22 protein-coding genes and 1 pseudogene are annotated in these 18,643 nt (G+C 69.9%); 10 read left to right on the forward strand and 13 right to left on the reverse strand.

Annotation, left to right across the window (positions count from 1 at the left end):
* Nucleotides 1-67: 67 nt before the first annotated feature.
* Nucleotides 68-988, reverse strand: coding sequence for an RNA polymerase sigma factor SigJ (gene sigJ, locus ACFYPA_RS16195; protein ID WP_359316305.1), 921 nt, complete (start codon nt 986-988; stop codon nt 68-70).
* A gap of 101 nt (nt 989-1,089) precedes the next feature.
* Here sigJ and ACFYPA_RS16200 point away from each other — a divergent pair, with 101 nt between their 5' ends.
* A complete protein-coding gene (locus ACFYPA_RS16200) occupies nt 1,090-1,461 on the forward strand; it encodes a hypothetical protein (RefSeq protein WP_359316303.1) in 372 nt (123 codons plus the stop codon).
* Between the two features lie 6 nt (nt 1,462-1,467).
* Here the strand turns inward: ACFYPA_RS16200 and ACFYPA_RS16205 are convergent, their stop codons facing one another.
* The gene (locus ACFYPA_RS16205) at nt 1,468-2,022 is read right to left on the reverse strand and encodes a hypothetical protein (RefSeq protein ID WP_389132314.1); all 555 of its coding nucleotides are present in this window, start codon (nt 2,020-2,022) and stop codon (nt 1,468-1,470) included.
* 255 nt (nt 2,023-2,277) lie between these two features.
* Between ACFYPA_RS16205 and ACFYPA_RS16210 the strand changes: the two genes are divergently transcribed.
* Nucleotides 2,278-3,144 (forward strand): GNAT family N-acetyltransferase, encoded by an 867-nt coding sequence (locus tag ACFYPA_RS16210; RefSeq protein WP_389132317.1) that lies wholly within the window; start codon nt 2,278-2,280, stop codon nt 3,142-3,144.
* A gap of 386 nt (nt 3,145-3,530) precedes the next feature.
* Here ACFYPA_RS16210 and ACFYPA_RS16215 read toward each other — a convergent pair whose 3' ends face one another.
* Nucleotides 3,531-4,148 carry a TetR/AcrR family transcriptional regulator gene (locus ACFYPA_RS16215; RefSeq protein ID WP_389132320.1) on the reverse strand — a complete coding sequence of 206 codons (618 nt, stop codon included), beginning with the start codon at nt 4,146-4,148 and terminating at the stop codon, nt 3,531-3,533.
* A 152-nt stretch (nt 4,149-4,300) separates the two neighbouring features.
* Between ACFYPA_RS16215 and ACFYPA_RS16220 the strand changes: the two genes are divergently transcribed.
* Nucleotides 4,301-5,161: an enoyl-CoA hydratase/isomerase family protein gene (locus tag ACFYPA_RS16220; RefSeq protein WP_359352632.1), complete on the forward strand. Its 861-nt coding sequence runs from the start codon at nt 4,301-4,303 to the stop codon at nt 5,159-5,161.
* Between the two features lie 154 nt (nt 5,162-5,315).
* Here ACFYPA_RS16220 and ACFYPA_RS16225 read toward each other — a convergent pair whose 3' ends face one another.
* The 3 genes from ACFYPA_RS16225 to ACFYPA_RS16235 all read right to left on the reverse strand — a co-directional run bounded on the left by ACFYPA_RS16225 (nt 5,316) and on the right by ACFYPA_RS16235 (nt 7,520).
* Nucleotides 5,316-6,449 carry an alpha/beta hydrolase gene (locus ACFYPA_RS16225; protein ID WP_389132323.1) on the reverse strand — a complete coding sequence of 378 codons (1,134 nt, stop codon included), beginning with the start codon at nt 6,447-6,449 and terminating at the stop codon, nt 5,316-5,318.
* An 82-nt stretch (nt 6,450-6,531) separates the two neighbouring features.
* Complete coding sequence (locus ACFYPA_RS16230; RefSeq protein WP_389132326.1) at nt 6,532-6,711, reverse strand: DUF397 domain-containing protein; 180 nt, start codon at nt 6,709-6,711, stop codon at nt 6,532-6,534.
* Nucleotides 6,708-7,520, reverse strand: coding sequence for a helix-turn-helix domain-containing protein (locus tag ACFYPA_RS16235; protein WP_389132328.1), 813 nt, complete (start codon nt 7,518-7,520; stop codon nt 6,708-6,710). The genes ACFYPA_RS16230 and ACFYPA_RS16235 overlap by 4 nt, the downstream gene beginning before the upstream one ends.
* A gap of 108 nt (nt 7,521-7,628) precedes the next feature.
* Here ACFYPA_RS16235 and ACFYPA_RS16240 point away from each other — a divergent pair.
* From ACFYPA_RS16240 to ACFYPA_RS16255, 4 genes and pseudogenes are all read left to right on the forward strand, one after another.
* Nucleotides 7,629-8,028 (forward strand): annotated as a pseudogene (locus ACFYPA_RS16240) (hypothetical protein).
* Between the two features lie 112 nt (nt 8,029-8,140).
* The gene (locus ACFYPA_RS16245) at nt 8,141-9,160 is read left to right on the forward strand and encodes a hypothetical protein (RefSeq protein ID WP_389132331.1); all 1,020 of its coding nucleotides are present in this window, start codon (nt 8,141-8,143) and stop codon (nt 9,158-9,160) included.
* 93 nt (nt 9,161-9,253) lie between these two features.
* Nucleotides 9,254-9,913 (forward strand): helix-turn-helix domain-containing protein, encoded by a 660-nt coding sequence (locus ACFYPA_RS16250; protein WP_359077932.1) that lies wholly within the window; start codon nt 9,254-9,256, stop codon nt 9,911-9,913.
* A gap of 68 nt (nt 9,914-9,981) precedes the next feature.
* Entirely contained in the window at nt 9,982-10,575 is a 594-nt protein-coding gene (locus tag ACFYPA_RS16255; protein ID WP_359077934.1) for a helix-turn-helix transcriptional regulator, read from the forward strand.
* Nucleotides 10,576-10,654: 79 nt separating this feature from the next.
* On the opposite strand, the gene ACFYPA_RS16260 is transcribed toward ACFYPA_RS16255, so the two are convergent.
* Nucleotides 10,655-11,659, reverse strand: coding sequence for an NADP-dependent oxidoreductase (locus tag ACFYPA_RS16260; protein ID WP_389132336.1), 1,005 nt, complete (start codon nt 11,657-11,659; stop codon nt 10,655-10,657).
* Nucleotides 11,660-11,771: 112 nt separating this feature from the next.
* Nucleotides 11,772-12,458: an SDR family oxidoreductase gene (locus tag ACFYPA_RS16265; protein WP_389132339.1), complete on the reverse strand. Its 687-nt coding sequence runs from the start codon at nt 12,456-12,458 to the stop codon at nt 11,772-11,774.
* Between the two features lie 112 nt (nt 12,459-12,570).
* Here ACFYPA_RS16265 and ACFYPA_RS16270 point away from each other — a divergent pair, with 112 nt between their 5' ends.
* Nucleotides 12,571-13,149: a TetR/AcrR family transcriptional regulator gene (locus ACFYPA_RS16270; RefSeq protein ID WP_359077939.1), complete on the forward strand. Its 579-nt coding sequence runs from the start codon at nt 12,571-12,573 to the stop codon at nt 13,147-13,149.
* Nucleotides 13,150-13,153: 4 nt separating this feature from the next.
* On the opposite strand, the gene ACFYPA_RS16275 is transcribed toward ACFYPA_RS16270, so the two are convergent.
* Nucleotides 13,154-13,843 carry a GDSL-type esterase/lipase family protein gene (locus ACFYPA_RS16275; RefSeq protein WP_359077940.1) on the reverse strand — a complete coding sequence of 230 codons (690 nt, stop codon included), beginning with the start codon at nt 13,841-13,843 and terminating at the stop codon, nt 13,154-13,156.
* Between the two features lie 58 nt (nt 13,844-13,901).
* Here ACFYPA_RS16275 and ACFYPA_RS16280 point away from each other — a divergent pair, with 58 nt between their 5' ends.
* Complete coding sequence (locus ACFYPA_RS16280) at nt 13,902-14,894, forward strand: WD40 repeat domain-containing protein (RefSeq protein ID WP_389132342.1); 993 nt, start codon at nt 13,902-13,904, stop codon at nt 14,892-14,894.
* A gap of 66 nt (nt 14,895-14,960) precedes the next feature.
* Here ACFYPA_RS16280 and ACFYPA_RS16285 read toward each other — a convergent pair whose 3' ends face one another.
* On the reverse strand, nt 14,961-15,356 hold the full coding sequence (locus ACFYPA_RS16285; protein WP_359077944.1) for a PPOX class F420-dependent oxidoreductase: 396 nt from the start codon (nt 15,354-15,356) through the stop codon (nt 14,961-14,963).
* 102 nt (nt 15,357-15,458) lie between these two features.
* On the opposite strand from ACFYPA_RS16285, the gene ACFYPA_RS16290 reads away from it, so the two are divergent.
* Nucleotides 15,459-15,974, forward strand: coding sequence for a GNAT family N-acetyltransferase (locus ACFYPA_RS16290; protein ID WP_389132345.1), 516 nt, complete (start codon nt 15,459-15,461; stop codon nt 15,972-15,974).
* A 15-nt stretch (nt 15,975-15,989) separates the two neighbouring features.
* Here ACFYPA_RS16290 and ACFYPA_RS16295 read toward each other — a convergent pair whose 3' ends face one another.
* The 3 genes from ACFYPA_RS16295 to serC form a co-directional block, all read right to left on the reverse strand.
* Complete coding sequence (locus ACFYPA_RS16295) at nt 15,990-16,481, reverse strand: DinB family protein (RefSeq protein ID WP_359077948.1); 492 nt, start codon at nt 16,479-16,481, stop codon at nt 15,990-15,992.
* A gap of 46 nt (nt 16,482-16,527) precedes the next feature.
* Nucleotides 16,528-17,139, reverse strand: coding sequence for a Uma2 family endonuclease (locus ACFYPA_RS16300; RefSeq protein WP_359077950.1), 612 nt, complete (start codon nt 17,137-17,139; stop codon nt 16,528-16,530).
* A 149-nt stretch (nt 17,140-17,288) separates the two neighbouring features.
* Nucleotides 17,289-18,407 carry a phosphoserine transaminase gene (gene serC / locus ACFYPA_RS16305; protein WP_359077952.1) on the reverse strand — a complete coding sequence of 373 codons (1,119 nt, stop codon included), beginning with the start codon at nt 18,405-18,407 and terminating at the stop codon, nt 17,289-17,291.
* Nucleotides 18,408-18,643: the final 236 nt, after the last annotated feature.

Raw genomic sequence — 18,643 nt, forward strand, 5'->3', positions numbered from 1 at the left:
GCCGCCGGGCGGGCTGCCGCGCGGGCCGCCTCTCCGGCTGCCGCTCGGACGTCGTGGATCGCCGGCGTCAGTCGCCCCGCGCCCACGGCCGCAGCTTCTCCGGATTGCGGACCACCCAGATCCGGGTGACGCGACCGTCGACGACCTCGAACGAGGCCACGGTCATGACGGCACCGGCCCGCTGCGCCACCAACCCCGGCATCCCGTTGACCGACCGCTCCAGCAGTTCGAGTCCCGGGGCCTTGTCGGCGATGGCGACCATGTACTGGGCGATGAGCGCACCGCCCTCGATCGGGCGCAGCGCGGTGCCGACCAGTCCGCCGCCGTCGGCGGTCATCACGGCGGCCGGGTCGAGGAGGTCGACGAGGGCCGCGATGTTCTTGCTCTCCCAGGCCTCTTTGACGTGCCGCACCGCCTCGGCCTGCCCGGCGGCCACCGCCACCGGGGCCACCGGAGCCTGCGCGACGCGCACCCGCCGCCGGGCGGAGGCGGCGAGCTGCTTGCAGGCGGCGGAGGTGCGGCCGAGGACGTCGCCGATCTCCGTGAACGGGTACCGGAAGACATCGTGCAGGACGAAGGCCACCCGCTCGGCGGGCGTCATCGACTCCAGTACGACGAGGAAGGCCATGGTCACCGACTCGTCCAGGACCATCTGGTCGGCGGGATCGGAGTGGTCGATGCCCCGGCCGGAGCCCCACTCGGTGCGGTCGGGCAACGGTTCGGGCAGCCACGCGCCGACGTACCGCTCACGCCGGGCCCGCGCCGAGCCGAGCACGTCCAGGCAGATCCGCCCGGTCACCGTCGACAACCAGGCGCCGGGCGCCACGATCTCGTCCCGCCGACTTCGCGGCAGCGCGTACCAGCGTGCGTAGGCCTCCTGCACGGCGTCCTCGGCCTTGGCGAGCGAGCCGAGCAACCGATAGGCGACGTTGAGGAGTTGGCGCCGCTCACCGGCTATCCCCTCGGTGCTGGTCCCCGCCGTCCCCATGCCCCGACCGCCCCCTCGCCTTACCTTTCGCGGGCCCGCGTCGTCGGGCTGGTGAAGACCCTATCGATCTAGCGCCCCCGGGCGGACAAGGGGACCGTGCCATGGAATCCCAGACAACCCAGGCGACGAAGCGGCGCCGCTACTCGTTTCTGCAGGTCGCGATATTCCTGCAGACCCTGACCGTCTTCCTTCAGGCGGTCTCCGCCGGACTCCTGCTGACCTCGTCGTACGGAGAGACGCTGCACAGTGCCGGAGCCCGCGTCATGTACGGGGCGTCGATGCTGTACGTACTCGCGGCGGTCCTGGCCTGGAAGCCGGGCGGCGGATCGCCCCGGCCCATCGGGTACGCGTCGGGCTTCCTGGTCCTCGCGTCGGTCCAGGTCGTGCTCGGCATCGCGCACGTACCGTCGGTCCATCTGCCGCTGGGAGTCCTGATGTTCGGCCTGAGCCTGCTGGCGCTGGTGCGGCGCTGAGGCGACTCAGGACGTACGGGTGAGGGGCCGGACCAGGGGCGCGAGGCCGGCCATGAGGACGCAGGCGGCCACCGGGATCAGGTCGAGGTTCACGGCGATGAGGAGGAAGGCGACGAAGACGAGCACGGGGCTCCACGCGGGAAGCCGCCGGGGCCGGGACGTGACCAGCATGACCATCAGGGTCAGGATGCCGAGCTGGAAGGCCAGGGGGCCGACGAGCTCCAGCGTCTCGGGCAGCGGGGCGGAGTCGTCGAAGCCGGGGAACAGGTCTCCGAGGATCACCCAGAGGAAGCACCCGGCGCCGAACACCCCGGCGACCATGGCTACTCCGGCGACCGCCGCTCTTCGCGCCGTGTGGACGGGGACCAGGCTGCGCAGCTCCACGACGAGGGCGCCGAGCAGGAGGAACGCGGCGAAGAAGAAGGTGTGCCCGACGTTCCAGGCGAGCCCGGGCCCGTGATCCCCGTCCATTCCGTCGATGAGGCGGAGGACGCCGTAGAGAAGCAGGAACAGCGGAACAAGCAGTGCGAACAGGCGAGTTGTGCGTGTGGTTTCGGTCATGCGACTACGGTCGCGGAGTCGCGCGCCCCGGTCCATCAGGACGATCCCTCATGCCACCCGGAGGTATCGCCACTAGGGGCTGCCCTTCAGCAGGGCCTCCGGGGCCCGAATCGGGCTGTCCCACGACCGCTCGGGCCTGGTCGAGGAAGGTCGGTCCGTTGACGTGAGGGCCGCGTCGGCGGGGTCAGCCGCTGGGTCGTCCACTGAGCCGAAAACCGGTTGCGACGGGCCGGTCCGCGGTGTCTGATCCGGGCTATGACCATCGCGCTCAGCACGCCGGGAGTCGGCCAACTCGACGAAGCGGTCGGGACGGTGCGGGAGTGGCAGCGCGAGGCGGCGCCGATGCAGCTGCATTCGGGTGACCTGGGCTGGAACTACCGGTTCGGTACGGACGAAACGGCCGCGGCGGTCCGGACCTGGAGCCGCGACGGACGGGTCCTCGCCGTCGGAATGCTGGACAGCCCCACGGTGCTGCGGATGACGGTCGCACCGGACGCCTTCAGGGACGAGGAGCTGGCGCGGCGGCTGGCCGAGGACATGATCCTCCCGGAGCGCGGCGTGCTCCCGGCGGGCCCTGTGGGCATCGAAGCACCCGTGGGCCTACTGCTCCACGACCTCCTGACCGACGAGGGCTGGGGCGTCGACGAACCGTGGACACCTCTGTTCCGCGACCTCACGGAGCCGGTGGAGGACCCCGGCGTTCGCATCGAGTCCATCGGCCCGGACCATGCCCACCTGTTCGCCGAGGTCATGCGATCCGCGTTCAACAACTCGACGTTCACGCCTGAGCGCTGGCACGCGATGGCGGCGGGGGCGCCGTATACCGATGCCCGGTGTCTGGGCGCGTACGACGACCGGGGCAACCTGGCGGCGGTGGTGACGGCCTGGTCGGCCGGGCCGGGCAAGCCGGGCTTGATCGAGCCGATGGGCGCACACCAGGACCATCGCGGTCGCGGCTTCGGCACGGCGATCACCGTCGCCGCGGCGGCCGCGCTGCGGGAGATGGGCTCGTCGAGCGCGCGCGTCTGCACGCCGAGCTCCAACGTCGGTGGTGTCGCCACTTACAAGGCGGCCGGGTACCGGGCGATGCCGGAGATCAGGGACCGGATTCGCACGCCCTAGGGGCTGTCGCCCGGGTAGAGGCGATCGGCTGCGGTCGGGTCGCCCTGCCGTGCGAAGGTGTACGCCATGGCGCGTTCAAGAGTCCGCGGCCCTGCTCTGCCCGACCAACTGGCGTCCCGCATCGATCGCGGCCTATGGCGGCACCCGGGCGACGCGGTGCCGCCGGAGGTCATCCTGTAGATCCAGCCGCTACCTTGCCGCCGTGCCGAGAGGAAGATGGCGCGCTGGTCGCCGTTCGACCTCAAGGGGTGGCGCGGCCTCACTTTCGCTACGCGCCCTGAGAGGTTGCGCAGATAGGTGCTGTGGGGCCTCGGCGGCCGCACGGCTGGGCGCGTGGACACCGTCCGCTTCGGCACCGCCGAGAAGCCGCCGCCGCCCCGGCCCTTCTACAGCGGAGCGTCCGTCTGCTGGCGTGCCGGGGTCGAGAAGGCGGCGAACGCAGCGTCCAGCAGGTTGCCAAGGTCTTCCTGGCCGCCGCTCGCACTCCACTGCCTGAGGACGATCCACAGGCATTCGAGTGCTGCTGCTGCGCGCACGTCGGCGATGACCGGGGATTCGTCGGCCGAGGAGGCCGTCTCCCGCAGCCGGGCGACGATCTCCGGTCGCCATTCAGCCTGCTTCTCGTGGAGCCGTGCGGACAGGGCCGGAGTCTGGTCGATGAGGCCGAGGATCGTCACGAGTTCCTGGACATCGCGCACGAGGAATGTCACTGCTGATTCCAGGGCGTTGCGCAGCCTGTCCCAGTCGTTCTCGCTCACCCGGTCGGCGCCGAGCGCGTTGGCGATGACGTCACCGACGGGGTCGAAGACGAACAGGACTACGTCCTCCTTGGTTCCGAAGTAGCGCAGGAACGTGCTCCGCGACACTCCGGCGGCCTTGGCGAGGTCGGCGAAGGTGACCTGGTTGAAGCCGGTGAGGCAGAACCGGTTGAACGCCACGCGGGCCAGCTCTGCTCGTACCGCGTGGCGGCCGATCTCACGGGTACCGACGGGTGCTGCACTCATGGAGCCAAGTGTACTGCGCCACACTCGTTTGCTTTTATGAACCTCAATTCATAATCTGATACTCAGTGTCAGTCGCGACGCTGAGAGTCGCGGCGCCTACCCGGTCAGCGGCACGGTCATGCGCCGGCCTTCATCTGAAGTGGAGTCACCCCATGAGCTACGACGACCTCTCCGCCCTGACGATCGACGTCTCGGACGGGGTCGCGACGGTGACAATCGATCACCCGCCGCTCAATCTGATGGACGCGTTCCTGCTGCCGTCCCTGCGGGCGTTCATCGCGCGGGTGCGTAACGACGCCGATGTCCGCGTCATCGTCTTCGAGAGCGCCGACCCGGAGTTCTTCATCGCGCACGGTGACATGGCCTACCTCACCGACCCGGACGCCCTGCCCGAAGCCACCCGCGCCGCGATCGCGGCCGCACCGGACGCGACCATTCCCGAGGGGCTGAACATCCTCCAGGCGCTGAGCGAGGAGGTCCGCTCGCTGCCGCAGGTCACCATCGGCAAGCTGGCGGGTTTCGCGCGTGGCGCGGGTAACGAGTTCTTCATGTACCTGGACATGCGCTTCGCGGCGATCGGCAAGTCAGGGCAGGGACAGCCGGAGTCCTTGATGGGGATTCTCCCCGGAGGCGGTGGCACGGTGAACATGACGCGCCTGGCGGGCCGGGCCCGCGCGCTGGAGCTCATCCTCGGCGCCGAACTCGTGGGCGCGGAACTCGCGGAACGCTACGGCCTGATCAACCGTGCGCTGCCCGCCGGGGAACTCGACGCATTCGTCGGCACCCTGGCCCGACGGATCGCCGGCCTCCGACCGGAGGTCATCTCCATCACCAAGGCCGCGGTCGACGCGATCGCTCCTCCGATTCCTCACACGGCGTACGCCGTGGAGAACGAGGGCCTGTACGCGGCGTTCGGCGACGACGTCACCGAACTCGCCCACAAGCTGCTCGCTGCCGGTATCCAGACCCGTGAGGGCGAACGGGACCACGAGCGCATCGCCAACAGCATCTGAATGCCCAAGCTCTCGCCATCCGTGCGCAGAGGCCCCGCGGGAAGGGTTCCTCAGCCATGGCCGGCACGCGCGTTGTCGAGTGGTCAGGTCGACAGCCTTCATTGGACGAACGCCCGAACCGCCGACCATGACCGCACCCCTTTCCGCGTCACCGCTAAGCCGCCCTCTTCCCGGCTGTCACCCACGCGGCGAAGTCCTCGATGCCGTCGATGAGCGCCTCGAACCGGAAGGAGTGGAAGAGGTCGAAAGCATGGTGCGCGCCGGGTAGTTCGACGTACACGACCGGCGAGGTGGAGACGGAGCGCAGTGCGGCCACGAGGGCCTTGGGGTTGTCGGTGTCCACCAGCTCGTCCAAGTCGCCGTGTGCGATCAGGAACGGTGGCGCATCCGCCCGGACGAGGTTCACGGGCGAGGTCGCCGGGTCCCCGTCGAAGTACTCCGCGAGAAAGCCGTTGAGCGCTACGGCGGCCGTCACCGAGGTGTCCGCCTCCTCGAACCCGGGCTGGTAGGAGGGCTCATTCGGGGTGAGGGCGGCCTGCGCCGCCATGTGGCCGCCCGCGGAGCTCCCCGTGACGAACACGGCCGCCGCGGGAGCCGCACCGTACTCCTCGGCGTGTTCGCGCGCCCAGGCGATGACCTTCTTCGCGTCGATCAGGTGGGCGGGGTGAGGGAAGTCGGGCCGCAGGCGGTAGTTGGCGCTGATGCAGATCCAGCCCCTGCTCGCGAGACGGTAGAGCAGGGGCAGCGACTGGGTGTCCTTCCGGCCCTGCTCGTAGTGGCCGCCGTGGAAGTGGATCAGTACGGGGCCGCCCCCGGGGCGCGAGCGGTGGTGGTAGACGTCGAGGAGGTTGCGGAAGCCCCCGTCCCCGTAACTGAGGTTGCCCACCCGCCTGACGTCACGGCGGCGGCGGAAGACCGGCCGGAGGAGGATGCGCGCCAGCGGCGGCCGGTGGTGCTTCGCCGCACCGGCACCGAGAGCCTCGTCCAGCGCGAGCCGCACCACGGGCGCCGCCCGTATCCCGCGCAGGGCGACCACCACGAGCCCGGCAGCCGCGACGGCGGCCACGCCGACGTTCACCCGGTCGGCGACCGTCGCGATGTCGCCCTCGGCGAAGGCCAGGGCCGTCGATGCCACCAGCGCGTAGAGGGCGACGTGCGGGATCTCGTTGAAGACCAGGCCGAGCCGGTAGCTGAAGAAGAACAGCGGCTGCGGCCCGCGTATGCGAACCAGGCAGAACACCACGATCAGCACGGCCAACACCACGGTCACCAGGTAACCCACAGCCACCGGAACACCCCGTTCGAGACTCGATCTTCAGTACCCCGTCCTTGCTACCACGAGTGGGGTGCTGAGTGACCGTCGAAGTCCCCTAATCCGAGGCGTACTTGAGGAACCGCACCCAGGCTGCCGGGGAGAGCGTGAGGGCGGGGACGGTGAGGTCCTTGGAGTCGCGCACGTGGATGGTGTGGGGGCGGGTGGCGACCTCGATGCAGTTGCCGCTGTCGTTGCCGCTGTAACTGCTCTTGAACCAAGTGAGGTCGGTGCTCATACGTCCTTTGCCACCTCTTCGATCAGCTTCAGAGACGCTTCTGGGCTGAGCGCCTGCGCCCGCAGAATGCCATATTTGCCGAACAGGTTTCCCAAGCGTGGTTGCTCGCTGATGAAGAAGCTGCCGCCCTGGCCTTCGATGTAGGCGAGCTGTCGCCGTGCCTGGTTCTCCAGCAGGACGAACGGCCCGTCCAGACCGGCGTGAGTCTCCCGGTCCGGTGACATCACCTGTAGTTGTACGTTGCGCAGCTGGGCCACGTTCAGGATGTGGTCCAGCTGCTTCCTGCGCACCTGCCGACCGCCGATGAGCCGGGTGAGGGCGCTGAGTTCCAGTACGAACCCGATGTCGGGGGCTGGTTTGCGGGCGATCACGCTCTGGCGCTTCAGGCGCGCGGTGACACGTCCGTCGATCTCGTCGTCGTCGACGGACGGGTATGTGTGGGCGAGTACGGTCCGCGCGTACTCCTCGATCTGAAGCAGGCCGGGTACCACATGCGTTTCGTATTCGTGGCGCGCGAACGCGTGTGCCTCTTCTTCCGCGAACTCCTGGAACCATGAGGCCAAATGGCTGGTCCGCAGCGTCGCGCCGGCCGCGATCAGTGCACCTTGTGCCCCCAGCTCTTCGTCCGCGCGTGCGACGAACGTCCCCTTCGGCGGCCGGGCGCCCCGCTCCACCATCGCCACCTGCGACTTGGAGAAACCGATCTTCGCCCCCAGCGCCTCCTGGGACAGCCCCGCCCGCTCGCGGAAGAACCGCAACAACGCGCCGAACATCTCGGCGTTACTGCCGCCGTGGTTACCGGAGTGCACAGCCTGACCCCCAAATGCACAGCAGTGCACAGACGCCTTGTGTCCCTGGTCACGGTACGTGCGGGCGTCGACGCTTTCCGTATGGAACCGAAAAATTCACCGGACCTGATGCCCTCCTGGATTCCCGCGACCGGCCACGCGCTCCGTCTCGCCGGGATCCACTTCGACGCCGTACGGATCATCGGCATCCTGGGCGAGCAAGTGGCCTACGAGGTCATGCAGTTCACCGACTTCTGTGCCGGGCCCATCGTCCGGTCGCGCATCGGTGAGCGGAGCATGTACTTCCTGCTGCCGCCCGGGAGCGCGCGTGTGTACCGATGGCCCGTCGGGGCCGAGGCGTTGGTGCGGGAGGGGGTGGCCTTCGTCGGGGTGCCCGCTGTGGACGGGGTGACGTTCCCGTTGGACTGGCGTTCCCTGCCCACCGCTCAAGTTCCGTTCGTAGACGCGGAACTGCTGTTCGAGCTACTAGCTGGAAGTCGTCGAGCAGGAGAAACGTGCTGTACGGTGATCGCGTTATTACGCTCCGTGCGCATCCGCGCATGGGGCGGCCCCCGGCGGTGCTACCAACACCTACCCGAGGGCCTTCACCCCACGATGGATATGACAGAGGTCCACCGAGAATGCTTTGCCATGCTATCTCGCCGTCCTACGGCTATGTGAAGGCGTCGCACGACGTCATCCGTCATCCGCGTCTCGACAGTGACGCGAAGATCCTGATCGCCTACGTGCAAGGGCTGCCCGGGAAATGGGCCGGCAAGGCCCTGAGCGAGCACGCCAAGAAGCTCGGCATCACCGGGCGCGCCTACCAGAAGGCCAAGGCGCAGTTGAAGGTCAACGGGTTCGTCCACGAGTGGCGGCGGCAGGGTGACGGCGGGCTGTGGGTGACCGATCAGGTCTTCTCCAATGTGCCCCTCACCGACGAGGAGGCCCGGTGTGTCCGGGACCTCGGGGCGTCGGCGCCGCAGGTCCGACCGAGTGAGCGGATTCCGGCTGTCGGACACCCGGCCGTCGGTCATCCGGGTGGTCGGTCGGCCGGTGGCTACCTACCGGTGGATGAAGAACATGAGAAGAACTCATCCCACCCACCCACCGAAGAGCCGCAGCTTCCGGACGAGACGGCCGAACCCGAGCCCACGGACCCGCAAGTCGTGCAGGCTGAGCGCGTGTTGCTCTCGCTGAAGCACGCCGACATTCAGCTGCGTCTCGGCGTCTTGGAGGCCCGTGGTCTGGCCGGGACGGCTGCCGACTGGCTGAGGCGCGGGGCGAGTGCGGCCGAGTTGCGGATGGCGCTCAGCAGGGGTCTGCCGGAGGACGGGGTGCGGTGCGCCGTCGGGTTTCTGGGCAAGCGGCTCGTCCGCATGATGCCGGAGCCCGTGCGCGAGGAGGAGCCCGTGCTCGCCCCGCCCGCGCTTCTGCCGCCCATCCCCTGCGAGGGGACGGGCGACGTGGCCGAGCACGTCTTCCGGCCCAGGGGAACAGAGACCGTGTGCCGGCCGTGCACCCAGCAGGCCGCATGGGACGCCCACACGGTCAAGTGGGAGCCCTCGCCCCTCCCCGACGACTACGTGCGGCCCGAGCCGGTGTCCTGGCGGGAGCGCGTCGCGGCGCTCCAGGCGGCGGACGCGGCCGCCTCCGGGTGAGGCGTACGGCTGTTCGCCGTGTGGCGGTAGTGCCGTCAACGCGGTGGAGCGAGGAAAGTGGGCCGGGGGGCCTGGACGGACCGAGGAGGACCGATGGCAGATGCCGTGATGGAGCTGTGGAGCGGAGTGAGGGCCGCACGTGACCCCGCGTGGGTGCGTGCGCAACTCCTGGCGGCCGGGCGGACCATGTTCGCCGTGTACGGCTACGCCCGTACCACCGTCGAAGACCTGTGCGCTGCCGCACATGTGGAAGTGCGGGACTTCTACCGCGAGTTCGAATCGCGCGAGGCCCTGCTGATCGATCTGTACGACGAAGTGGCGACGCGCGGGATGCGGGCGTCCGAGGCGGAGCTGTCCGCCGAGGGCATGGAGACCTGCTCGACCGAGGAGCGGGTCCACCGGCTCTTCGACGCCTATGTGCGGGCCGTCACGCGGGATCCGCAGGAGGCGAGGGTGGCGTTCGTCGAGGTGCTCGGAGTGAGCAGGGAGATGGAGGAGCACCTCACGATGTGGCGGTCGGTGTGGACGGAGTTCCTGACCCAGGAGTCCGAGCGTGCCAGGCGGCGCGGTCACGCCGTCGACGGGAACCTCGCCGTGGTGGTGAAGGTGCTGACCCGGTCCGTCGACGAGCTCCTCGCGCATCACGGCCGCCGCCCGCGTCAGGTGCCGCCCGCCTGGCTGACCAGCGAGTTCACCCGCCTGTCCATGGCCATGATCGGACCGGCGGCCGGGTCGGCAGACGTCTCCGGTTGACAACGCCGCTTGCCGGGTCGGCAAATGGAACCATGGCAGCGGATGAGGTAAGCACAGAGGGCAGCCCGATGGGGGACGACGAGCTGTCGTCCGTCCTGACCGGTGTCGGGCCGCGGCTGCGCGCGCTGCGCACCGAGCGCGGGACGACCCTGGCGCAGCTGAGCGAGACGACCGGGATCTCGCTCAGCACGTTGTCCCGGCTGGAGTCGGGCGGCCGCAAGCCCACCCTGGAGCTGCTGCTCCCGCTGGCGAAGGCGTATGGGGTGCAGCTGGACGAGCTGGTCGGGGCCCCGGACACGGGTGACCCGCGGGTCACCCTGCGGCCCTTCAAGCGGCACGGGCAGACGTTCGTGCCGCTCACCCGGCACCTCAGCGGCGTGAACGCGTACAAGCAGGTCATGCCCGGGGCGACGGGCCGGGAGGGGCCGGTCGAGCAGCGGGTGCACGAGGGGTACGAGTGGCTGTACGTGCTCTCGGGGCGGCTGCGGCTCGTGCTGGGGGACCACGACCTGGTGCTCACAGCGGGGGAGGTGGCCGAGTTCGACACGCACACCCCGCACTGGTGGGGCGCGGCAGGGCCGGAACCGGTGGAGTGCCTGAGCCTGTTCGGGCCGCAGGGGGAGCGGATGCACGTACGGGCGAAGCCGACGGGGAAGGGGTGAGAGCCTCCAGCCGCAGGCCCGCCCCGGTGACCGGGGCCGCGGGATGCTCTCGGTGGCGTCGTCCGCCGCTGGGGCGTCCTCACGTCATCGTGACCACGACCTTGCCGGCCTTCGCGCGGCCCTCCTCGACGTACTCCAGCGCCTCGCGGGTCTGATCGAACGGGAAGACACGGTCGACGACGGGACGGATGCTGCCGGCCTCGACGAGCTGCGCGAGTTCGCGCAGTTGGTCGCCGCTCGCCCTCATGAAGAGGAACGAGTACGTCACGTGGCGCCGCCCGGCGCGACGGCGGGTCCGAAAGCTCAGCGCGCTCATCACGAGCCGGAGGACCGCGTTCAGTCCCAGCTCGCGGGCGAAGGCAGCGTCGGGCGGGCCTGCGACGCTGACGACCTTCCCGCCGGGCTTGAGTACCCCCAGGGACTTCTTGAGCGTCTCGCCGCCGAGGGTGTCCAGTACGACGTCGTAGTCGTGCAGGACGGCCTCGAAGTCCTCCCGCTTGTAGTCGACGACGACGTCCGCGCCGAGCTCCTTCACCAGGTCGACCTTGGCCGTGCTCGCGGTGGAGGCCACGTGCGCGCCCAACTGCTTGGCCAGCTGTACGGCGATGGTGCCGAGACCGCCGGCACCCGCGTGGACGAGGACCTTCTGGCCCGGCCGCACCTGTGCCCGCTCGACCAGGGCCTGCCACGCGGTCAGGGCGACGAGGGGGAGGGACGCGGCCTCCTCCATGGTGAGGCCGACCGGTTTGAGCGCCACGTCGTCCTGGTGGACGGCGATGAGCTCGGCGAACGTGCCGATGCGGTTCGTGTCGGGTCGCGCGTAGACCTCGTCACCCACCGCGAACCGTGTGACGGCCGGTCCCGTGCGGGCGACCACCCCGGCGAAGTCGTTGCCCAGGACGAGCGGGAGACGGTACGGGAGGAACGCCTTGAAGGCCCCGTCGCGAAGTCTGAGGTCGAGCGGGTTGACGCTCGCCGCGTGGATCCGGACCAGGACGTCGTCGGGGCCCGTCTGCGGCTCGGGCATCTCGCCGGCGTGCACTCCGGCCTCGTCGCCGTACCGCTCGATCATGAAGGTCTTCATCGCCGTCTCCGTCAGCCGTCCGTCCTGAGGTTCTGCCCCGGACGGACCGGTCCGTTGTGGGTGCTTCCGCCGGCTGGAGCGGCGGGTGGCGACTTGCGCGGGGGTGGGCGTCTCAGGCGGCGGCCGGTGCCGCGGCCAGGCTCTGCTTGACGTATCGGGTGGTGTCGTCGGCGAGGATCTCCAGCAGGCCCGTCTCGATACCGTGCAGGGCCTGTGCGGCGACATCGGCGGGGTCGGTCTTCTGTTCGGCGGGGACGTCCGCGGCCATGTCGGTGTCCATGTACGCGACGTGCAGCGCGGAGACGGTGATGCCGCGGGGCGCCAGTTCCTCCCGGACCGCGTTGGTCTGTGCCCAGGCCGCGGCCTTCGCCGCCGCGTAGGAGCCGAGACCGGCGGGGTGCAGCCAGGACAGGACGGACAGGACGTTGAGTACGGTCCCGCCTCCGTTGCCCTCGATGACGGGGGCGAAGGCCCGCGTCACGGCGAGGGGGCCGAAGAAGTTCGTCTCCATCTCCAGGCGCACCGTGTCGAGGCCGCCCGCGATCAGTGGTGTGGCGGTGGAGATGCCCGCGTTGTTCACCAGCAGCGTCGTGTCGGACGCCGTGCGGGCCGCGGCCCGGATCGACGCCTCGTCCGTCACGTCCAGCCGCAGGGGGATGACGCCGGGCAGGTCCACCGTCTCGGGGCGGCGGGCTGCCGCGTACACCTTCGCGCCGCGCTCGACGAGCTGGCCGGCCAGATGCCGGCCGAGTCCCCGGTTGGCGCCGGTGACGACCGCGACCGTGTGTTGCAGATCCATGACTACTCCCTACGTCGCGGGCGCCGGACGGCCCCGCCAGAATTAGATTACGATGACAATCTAAAACACAGTCTAGGATAGATTGCAACCGACATCCAATGGGAGGTGGCTCATGGGCCGCGTATCGCAGGCACAGGCGGAGGAGAACCGCCGACGGGTCGTGGAAACCGCCTCCCGGCTGTTCCGGGAGCAGGGCACCCACACCAGCGTCGCCGACCTCATGAAGGCGTCCGGCCTGACCCACGGCGGCTTCTACAAGCAGTTCGCCTCCAAGGAGGCGCTCATCGACGAAGCCACCGCCCACGCCTTCGACGACCTCGCCCGGCACCACAAGGACGGGATCGAGCAGTACGCGGGACAGCGCCAGGCCGCGCAGCAGGCGCTGATCGGCACGTACCTCTCCGTGGAGCACCGGGACGGCGCGGCCGAGGGGTGCCCCGTCGCCGCGCTGGCCTCCGACATGGCACGCGAACCCGGAGACCGCGAGGCACGCCGCGTGTACACCGAGGGCGTGAGGGACTTCGCCGCGTTCCTCAGCACCGAGGACCAGGACACCCAGGACACCCAGGAGGGCCTCACCCGGCTGAGCACGATGGTCGGCGCACTCGTCCTGGCCCGGGCGACCGAGGGCTCCCCGCTCTCCGAGGAGATCCTCGCCGCGGCGCGCGCGGCGTTGTCGGAGACCCCCTAGGGGGTCAGGAGGCGGACGGGCGGTACGGCCCGCCCAGCCCCCACGCCTGGTGCATCGCGTCGGCGTAGGCGGCCGCGAGCCGGTGTTCGCCGGACGGGCCGGGGTGCGTGCCGTCGTACGTGTCCGTGTGGATGTCGTAGCCGGGCGGGTGCGAGGCCAGCAGCAGCGGGGAGCCCGGGGCGTCGAGGTCGGCCACCGTCTTGGCGAGGAGTTCGTTGAAGCGGGCGCACTCGGCGGCGAAGGGGGCGTCGGACTCGGCGCGCACGTTCGGTATGACGGGGAGCAGTACGCACTTGATGTGCGGGTTCGCCGTGCGGGCCGCGGTGAGGAACGCGCGGGCGTTGGCCGCGGTCTGCTCGCTGTCCGTGTAGAAGCCGAGGTCTATCAGGCCGAGCGAGACGAGCAGGACGTCCGCCCGGTGCTCGGCCACAGTCTCCGCGATCACCGGGGCCATGTGCAGCCAGCCCTCGCCCCAGCCGGCCAGGTGCCGACGGGCTTCGGCCGGGAAGCCGGGGACCGCGTACGCGGCCGAGACGGGCGTGCCCGTGCCGGTGTCGTACAACTCGGTGCGCGGGCCGACGATCGCGTACGGACCGTCGAAGGAAGCTTCGAGGTGCTGCCACATGCGGTAGCGCCACGTGAAGTCACCGGCGCGTCCGATGGTCATGGAATCGCCGACGCACATGAAACGCATGGCGCCATCATGGCGGATCCTGGCTTCGGCCTGCGACGTGACGATGGACACTTGTGCCATGCGTTCGTACCGACTGACTGCTTTCGGCGCCGCCGCGCTCCTGTCCTTCGCGGCGGCTGCCCCTGCTGTGGCCGACGACTCGGAGCCCGACCGGAGCTTCACGATCGAGGACCCGCAGATCACCGAGTCCAGCGGCCTGGCCGCCAGCCGCGCCCACCCGGGGATCTACTGGACGCACAACGACAGCGACGACGGGCCGTACGTCTTCGCCGTCGACTCCCGCACCGGTAAGACCGTCGCGCGCATCACGATGAAGGGCGTGGGCGCACCCCGGGACGTGGAGGCGATCTCGCTCGGACCCGACGGGAACCTGTACGTCGGCGACATCGGCGACAACCTGAACGGCAGCTGGGACCACGTCTGGATCTACCGCTTCCCCGAGCCGAAGGAACTCCGGGACGCGACCGTCCGGGCCACGCAGTTCGACGTGAAGTACGCGGACGGGGCGCGGAACGCGGAGGCGCTGATGGTCCACCCGAAGACCGGGCGTGTGTACATCGCGTCGAAGAACGAGGAGGGCGGCGGGCTGTACGAAGGTCCCGCGAAGCTCACGACGGGCGGGGACAACGTGTTCCGGCGGGTCGGGGACGTGCCGTGGGTGACGGACGGGGCGTTCTCGCCGGACGGCAGGGAACTGGTGCTGCGCTCGTACTTCAGCGCGCGCGGCTACGCGTTCGCCGACGGCAGGCTAGGCAAGGACTACCCGGTCGAGTCGCCGCTGCTCGGGCAGTCCGAGTCGGTGACGTACACGGCGGACGGTTCGGCGCTGATGTACGGCTCCGAGGGCGAGCAGAGCGATGTCGTGCGGGTGGACCTGAAGAGCGCCGGGGGCGACGGGCCCGCCCGGGCGGGGGGCACGTCGCCGTCGTCCGCGGGGAGCGCGGCGGGTGGGGGCGGGGTGCCGGTGAAGGGCACGACGCTCACCGGGATCGCCGTGCTCGCAGGGATCGGGCTGCTGCTGTTCCTGGGCAGGCGGCGCAGACAGGGCTGACGCCGCTCACGGGTGCGGACGCCGCTCCACGGGTGCTGACACCGCTCCACGGGTGCGGACGCCGTTCTACGTTTCGAGTGGGCGGATCTCGTAGTGCAGGGTCCTGTCGCGCTTGATCCGGTGCGCGACCGGGACGAGCACGCCCTGCACGATCGGGTGCTTGCGGGACAGCATCCGGGCGGCGTGGGTGTTCTCCTTCGACCCGGCCTGGAGGAGGCGGGCGTGGGCGGTGATCTGTGGCCCCGTCGGCCGGCCGCGCAGCGTGCACGGGCCGATCCGCACGACGGGGTGGTTGCGCATCCGCTCCACCTTCCACGCCGAGGAGAACGTACGGAGGTAGGCGTGGTCGCCCTCGACGGCGATGTGGACGGGGGTGTCGGCGTGCGTCCCGTCCTGGCGCCGCGTGCTGAGCAGCACGGTGTACTGCGTCACGAACGGCTTCAGCTCGGGAATCGTCTGCATACGTTCCATGGTCCGCCGCCCCGGCGTCGTGTTCATCCGCGCGGGCGGTGCGGAACGGGCGTTTCGAAGGCGGCGACGGGTCCGGCGTAGGGTCGTCGGCCTATGACGACGACGACGAACCACGGGCCCGCTCCCTTCACCACCGCACGCCTCGACGCCGAGCCCCTCCGGGTGGCGTACGCGGAAGAGATGGCGACCGTGCTCGCCGACCCGGCCCTGCACACCTTCACCGGTGGCGCCCCGGAGTCGGCCCGTGAGCTGCGGGCCCGCTACGAGCGGCAGACCGCCGGGTCGCCGGACCCGGGCGAGCTCTGGTGGAACTGGGTGCTGCGGGTCCGGGACGAGGACCGCCTGGCGGGCTACGTGCAGGCGACGGTGAGCGGTACGCAGGCGGAGATCGCCTGGGTGATCGGGGCGGAGTGGCAGGGGCGGGGCCATGCCAAGGAGGCGGTGGAGGGTCTGGTGGCGCACCTGTTCGGCGGGGGAGCGGTGCGTACCGTCGTCGCCCACATCCACCCCGGGCATGCGGCGTCGGCTGCCGTGGCCGAGGCGGCGGGACTGGTGCGGACCGGTGCGTGGGAGGACGGCGAGGAGCGGTGGCGGCTGGACGCCGGATGACGGCTCCCGGTGGGCTCAGCGCAGGTGGTCGCCCGTTGCCCCGTCGATCAGTTCGCGCACGATGTCCATGTGCCCGGCGTGCCGTACGACGTCCTCCAGCATGTGGATGAGGACCCAGCGCATCGACACCGTCCGCCCGTTCCACGACGTGCCCGTCGTGTCCAGGTCCGTTGCCTCGATGGCCCGGTCGGCGGCGGTGCGGGCGCGGTCGTAGAACGCGAGGATGTCCGCGGTCGACTCGTCCCCGGAGACCGTCATGTCCTCGGTGGCCGGGTCGAACCAGAGCTTCTCGACCTCGTACCCGAACGATGTGCAGAACCAGCCGTACTCGACGGTCGCCAGATGCTTGACCAGGCCCAGCAGGTTCGTCCCCGAAGGGGTCATCGGGCGGCGCAGTCGCTCGTCGTCCAGTCCGTCGAGCTTCCACAGCACCACGTCGCGGTGCCGGTCGAGCGCGATGTGCAGGGATTCCTTCTCGCCGCCGGTGTACGGCACGGTCTTCGTCATGATCCGTAAGGTAGCCGCGGCCACTGACAACGGGCCGGTACGGAGATCAGTTGCGGGGCCGGCCCGCCTTGATGAGTTCGGCGACGTCGAGGGCCACTTCGGCTCCGATGGAGTCGGGGAGCGGGGCTTCCTGGCCGGGGGCGTACACCTCGTGGCGGTCGTAGGTGCCGCCGACCGGCTCGGTCAGGACGTGGACGCGGCCGTGCCTGCGGTCGATGATCACGTAGACGGGGATCTTGGCCCCGGCGTACGCCGCGACCTTGTGCCGCAGGTCGCTGTTGTAGTTGCTGGAGGTGACCTCCAGGACAAGGCGGAAAACGGCCGGGTCGTAGCAGTTGTTCTCGAGTTTGTGCTCGTCGAAATCGGCGTCGACGAGGGCCAGGTCGGGGATCGCGTAGTCCTCCGGACCGCCGGGCAGCCACAGACCGATGGCCTGGAGGACTCTCGATTCCGCGCCATGAAGTCCTGCGGCGAGGAACGGAATCATGAGTGTGGTCAACGCGTCCGCGTGCGGGCCGTCCGGGGGTGGAGCCACGGTGATGATGCCTCCGATGATCTCGACGCGATAGCCGGGATGCTGCTCCGCAAGCCTGTTGGCCGTGACGAGCAGGGGCTCCGGTCCATCGTCACAGGGGTGCTCGACTGCTGCTGCAGACATTGCGGGCCTCCTGGAATGGCTGGTGTCGAGACCATCATCGTAGGGCGGAACGGCCGCAGAGCGTGTTTCTGGCATATGCCACTCGGCCGAGTGAAGCAGAAACGGCCCTGCACACCTCGCGGTGCGCAGGGCCGTTCCGGACGTACGGACTACAGCTTCTCGATCACGTAGTCGATGCACGCCGTCAGCGCATGGACGTCCGACGGGTCGATCGCCGGGAACATCGCCACGCGCAGCTGGTTGCGGCCCAGCTTGCGGTACGGCTCCGTGTCGACGATCCCGTTGGCGCGGAGCACCTTGGCGATCGCGGCGGCGTCGATCTCGTCCGCGAAGTCGATCGTGCCGATGACCTGCGAGCGCTTGGCCGCGTCCGTGACGAACGGGGTCGCGTACTTCGACTCCTCGGCCCAGCCGTACAGGTGGCCGGAGGAGGCGGCCGTGCGGCCGGTGGTGAAGTCCAGGCCGCCCTGGGTGTTCATCCAGGTCAGCTGCTCGTTCAGGAGGAACAGCGTGGCGAGCGCCGGGGTGTTGTACGTCTGGTTCTTCAGGGAGTTGTCGATCGCCGTCGGCAGCGAGAAGAACTCCGGGATGTGACGGCCGGACGCGTGGACGCGCGCGGCGCGCTCCAGGGCCGCCGGGGAGAAGACGCCGATCCACAGGCCGCCGTCGGAGGCGAAGGACTTCTGCGGGGCGAAGTAGTAGACGTCCGTCTCGGCGATGTCGACCGGCAGGCCGCCCGCGCCGGAGGTGGCGTCCACCAGGACGAGGGAGCCCTCGTCGGCGCCCGCGACGCGCTTGACGGGCGCGGCGACACCCGTCGAGGTCTCGTTGTGGGTGAAGGCGTAGACGTCGACGCCCGCCTCGGCCTTCGGGTCCGGGTGGGTACCCGGGTCGGAGGCGATGACGGTCGGGTCGGCCAGCCACGGGGCGAGCTTGGCGGCCTTCGCGAACTTCGAGGAGAACTCACCGAAGTTGAGGTGCTGGGACTTCGACTCGATCAGACCGTGCGTCGCGATGTCCCAGAAGGCGGTGGAGCCGCCGTTGCCCAGGATCACCTCGTATCCCTCGGGGAGGGAGAAGAGGTCGCGCACACCGTCACGTACCGCGCCGACCAGGTTCTTCACCGGGGCCTGGCGGTGGGACGTACCGAGAAGAGACGTACCGGTGGCGGCCAGCGCGTCGAGCGCCTCCGTCCGCACCTTGGAAGGACCGGCGCCGAAGCGTCCGTCGGCGGGCTTGATGTCAGCGGGAATCTGGATGTCGGCCACGAGTCGGAGCGTAGCCGCTCGGTGCGGTGGCTACGCGGCCTGTCCGTCGGGTGAGACGCGCGCGCCACATCAGCCGGTCCGGCGCTCGAGGACGGAAGCCTCCGCGCCGGACCGGGGTTCGGGGCTCTGTCCTCAAGCGCCGGACGGGCGTGAGGTGGCCGGTTTCGGGGTTCGGGGTTTCGTCCTCGAGCGCCGGACGGGCTTGAAGCGGCTCGGCCGGTGCTTGAGGGGACGGA

The sequence above is a fragment of the Streptomyces sp. NPDC005775 genome (genome assembly GCF_042871565.1).
GTDB lineage: Bacteria > Actinomycetota > Actinomycetes > Streptomycetales > Streptomycetaceae > Streptomyces.

Excerpts from the sequence above, each read along its gene's own strand:
- sigJ (WP_359316305.1), bottom strand. The coding sequence starts at position 988 with ATGGGGACGGCGGGGACCAGCACCGAGGGGATAGCCGGTGAGCGGCGC.
- ACFYPA_RS16200 (WP_359316303.1), top strand. The coding sequence starts at position 1,090 with ATGGAATCCCAGACAACCCAGGCGACGAAGCGGCGCCGCTACTCGTTT.
- ACFYPA_RS16205 (WP_389132314.1), bottom strand. The coding sequence starts at position 2,022 with ATGACCGAAACCACACGCACAACTCGCCTGTTCGCACTGCTTGTTCCG.
- ACFYPA_RS16210 (WP_389132317.1), top strand. The coding sequence starts at position 2,278 with ATGACCATCGCGCTCAGCACGCCGGGAGTCGGCCAACTCGACGAAGCG.
- ACFYPA_RS16215 (WP_389132320.1), bottom strand. The coding sequence starts at position 4,148 with ATGAGTGCAGCACCCGTCGGTACCCGTGAGATCGGCCGCCACGCGGTA.
- ACFYPA_RS16220 (WP_359352632.1), top strand. The coding sequence starts at position 4,301 with ATGAGCTACGACGACCTCTCCGCCCTGACGATCGACGTCTCGGACGGG.
- ACFYPA_RS16230 (WP_389132326.1), bottom strand. The coding sequence starts at position 6,711 with ATGAGCACCGACCTCACTTGGTTCAAGAGCAGTTACAGCGGCAACGAC.
- ACFYPA_RS16245 (WP_389132331.1), top strand. The coding sequence starts at position 8,141 with ATGCTTTGCCATGCTATCTCGCCGTCCTACGGCTATGTGAAGGCGTCG.
- ACFYPA_RS16250 (WP_359077932.1), top strand. The coding sequence starts at position 9,254 with ATGGCAGATGCCGTGATGGAGCTGTGGAGCGGAGTGAGGGCCGCACGT.
- ACFYPA_RS16255 (WP_359077934.1), top strand. The coding sequence starts at position 9,982 with ATGGGGGACGACGAGCTGTCGTCCGTCCTGACCGGTGTCGGGCCGCGG.
- ACFYPA_RS16260 (WP_389132336.1), bottom strand. The coding sequence starts at position 11,659 with ATGAAGACCTTCATGATCGAGCGGTACGGCGACGAGGCCGGAGTGCAC.
- ACFYPA_RS16265 (WP_389132339.1), bottom strand. The coding sequence starts at position 12,458 with ATGGATCTGCAACACACGGTCGCGGTCGTCACCGGCGCCAACCGGGGA.
- ACFYPA_RS16270 (WP_359077939.1), top strand. The coding sequence starts at position 12,571 with ATGGGCCGCGTATCGCAGGCACAGGCGGAGGAGAACCGCCGACGGGTC.
- ACFYPA_RS16275 (WP_359077940.1), bottom strand. The coding sequence starts at position 13,843 with ATGCGTTTCATGTGCGTCGGCGATTCCATGACCATCGGACGCGCCGGT.
- ACFYPA_RS16280 (WP_389132342.1), top strand. The coding sequence starts at position 13,902 with ATGCGTTCGTACCGACTGACTGCTTTCGGCGCCGCCGCGCTCCTGTCC.
- ACFYPA_RS16285 (WP_359077944.1), bottom strand. The coding sequence starts at position 15,356 with ATGCAGACGATTCCCGAGCTGAAGCCGTTCGTGACGCAGTACACCGTG.
- ACFYPA_RS16290 (WP_389132345.1), top strand. The coding sequence starts at position 15,459 with ATGACGACGACGACGAACCACGGGCCCGCTCCCTTCACCACCGCACGC.
- ACFYPA_RS16295 (WP_359077948.1), bottom strand. The coding sequence starts at position 16,481 with ATGACGAAGACCGTGCCGTACACCGGCGGCGAGAAGGAATCCCTGCAC.
- ACFYPA_RS16300 (WP_359077950.1), bottom strand. The coding sequence starts at position 17,139 with ATGTCTGCAGCAGCAGTCGAGCACCCCTGTGACGATGGACCGGAGCCC.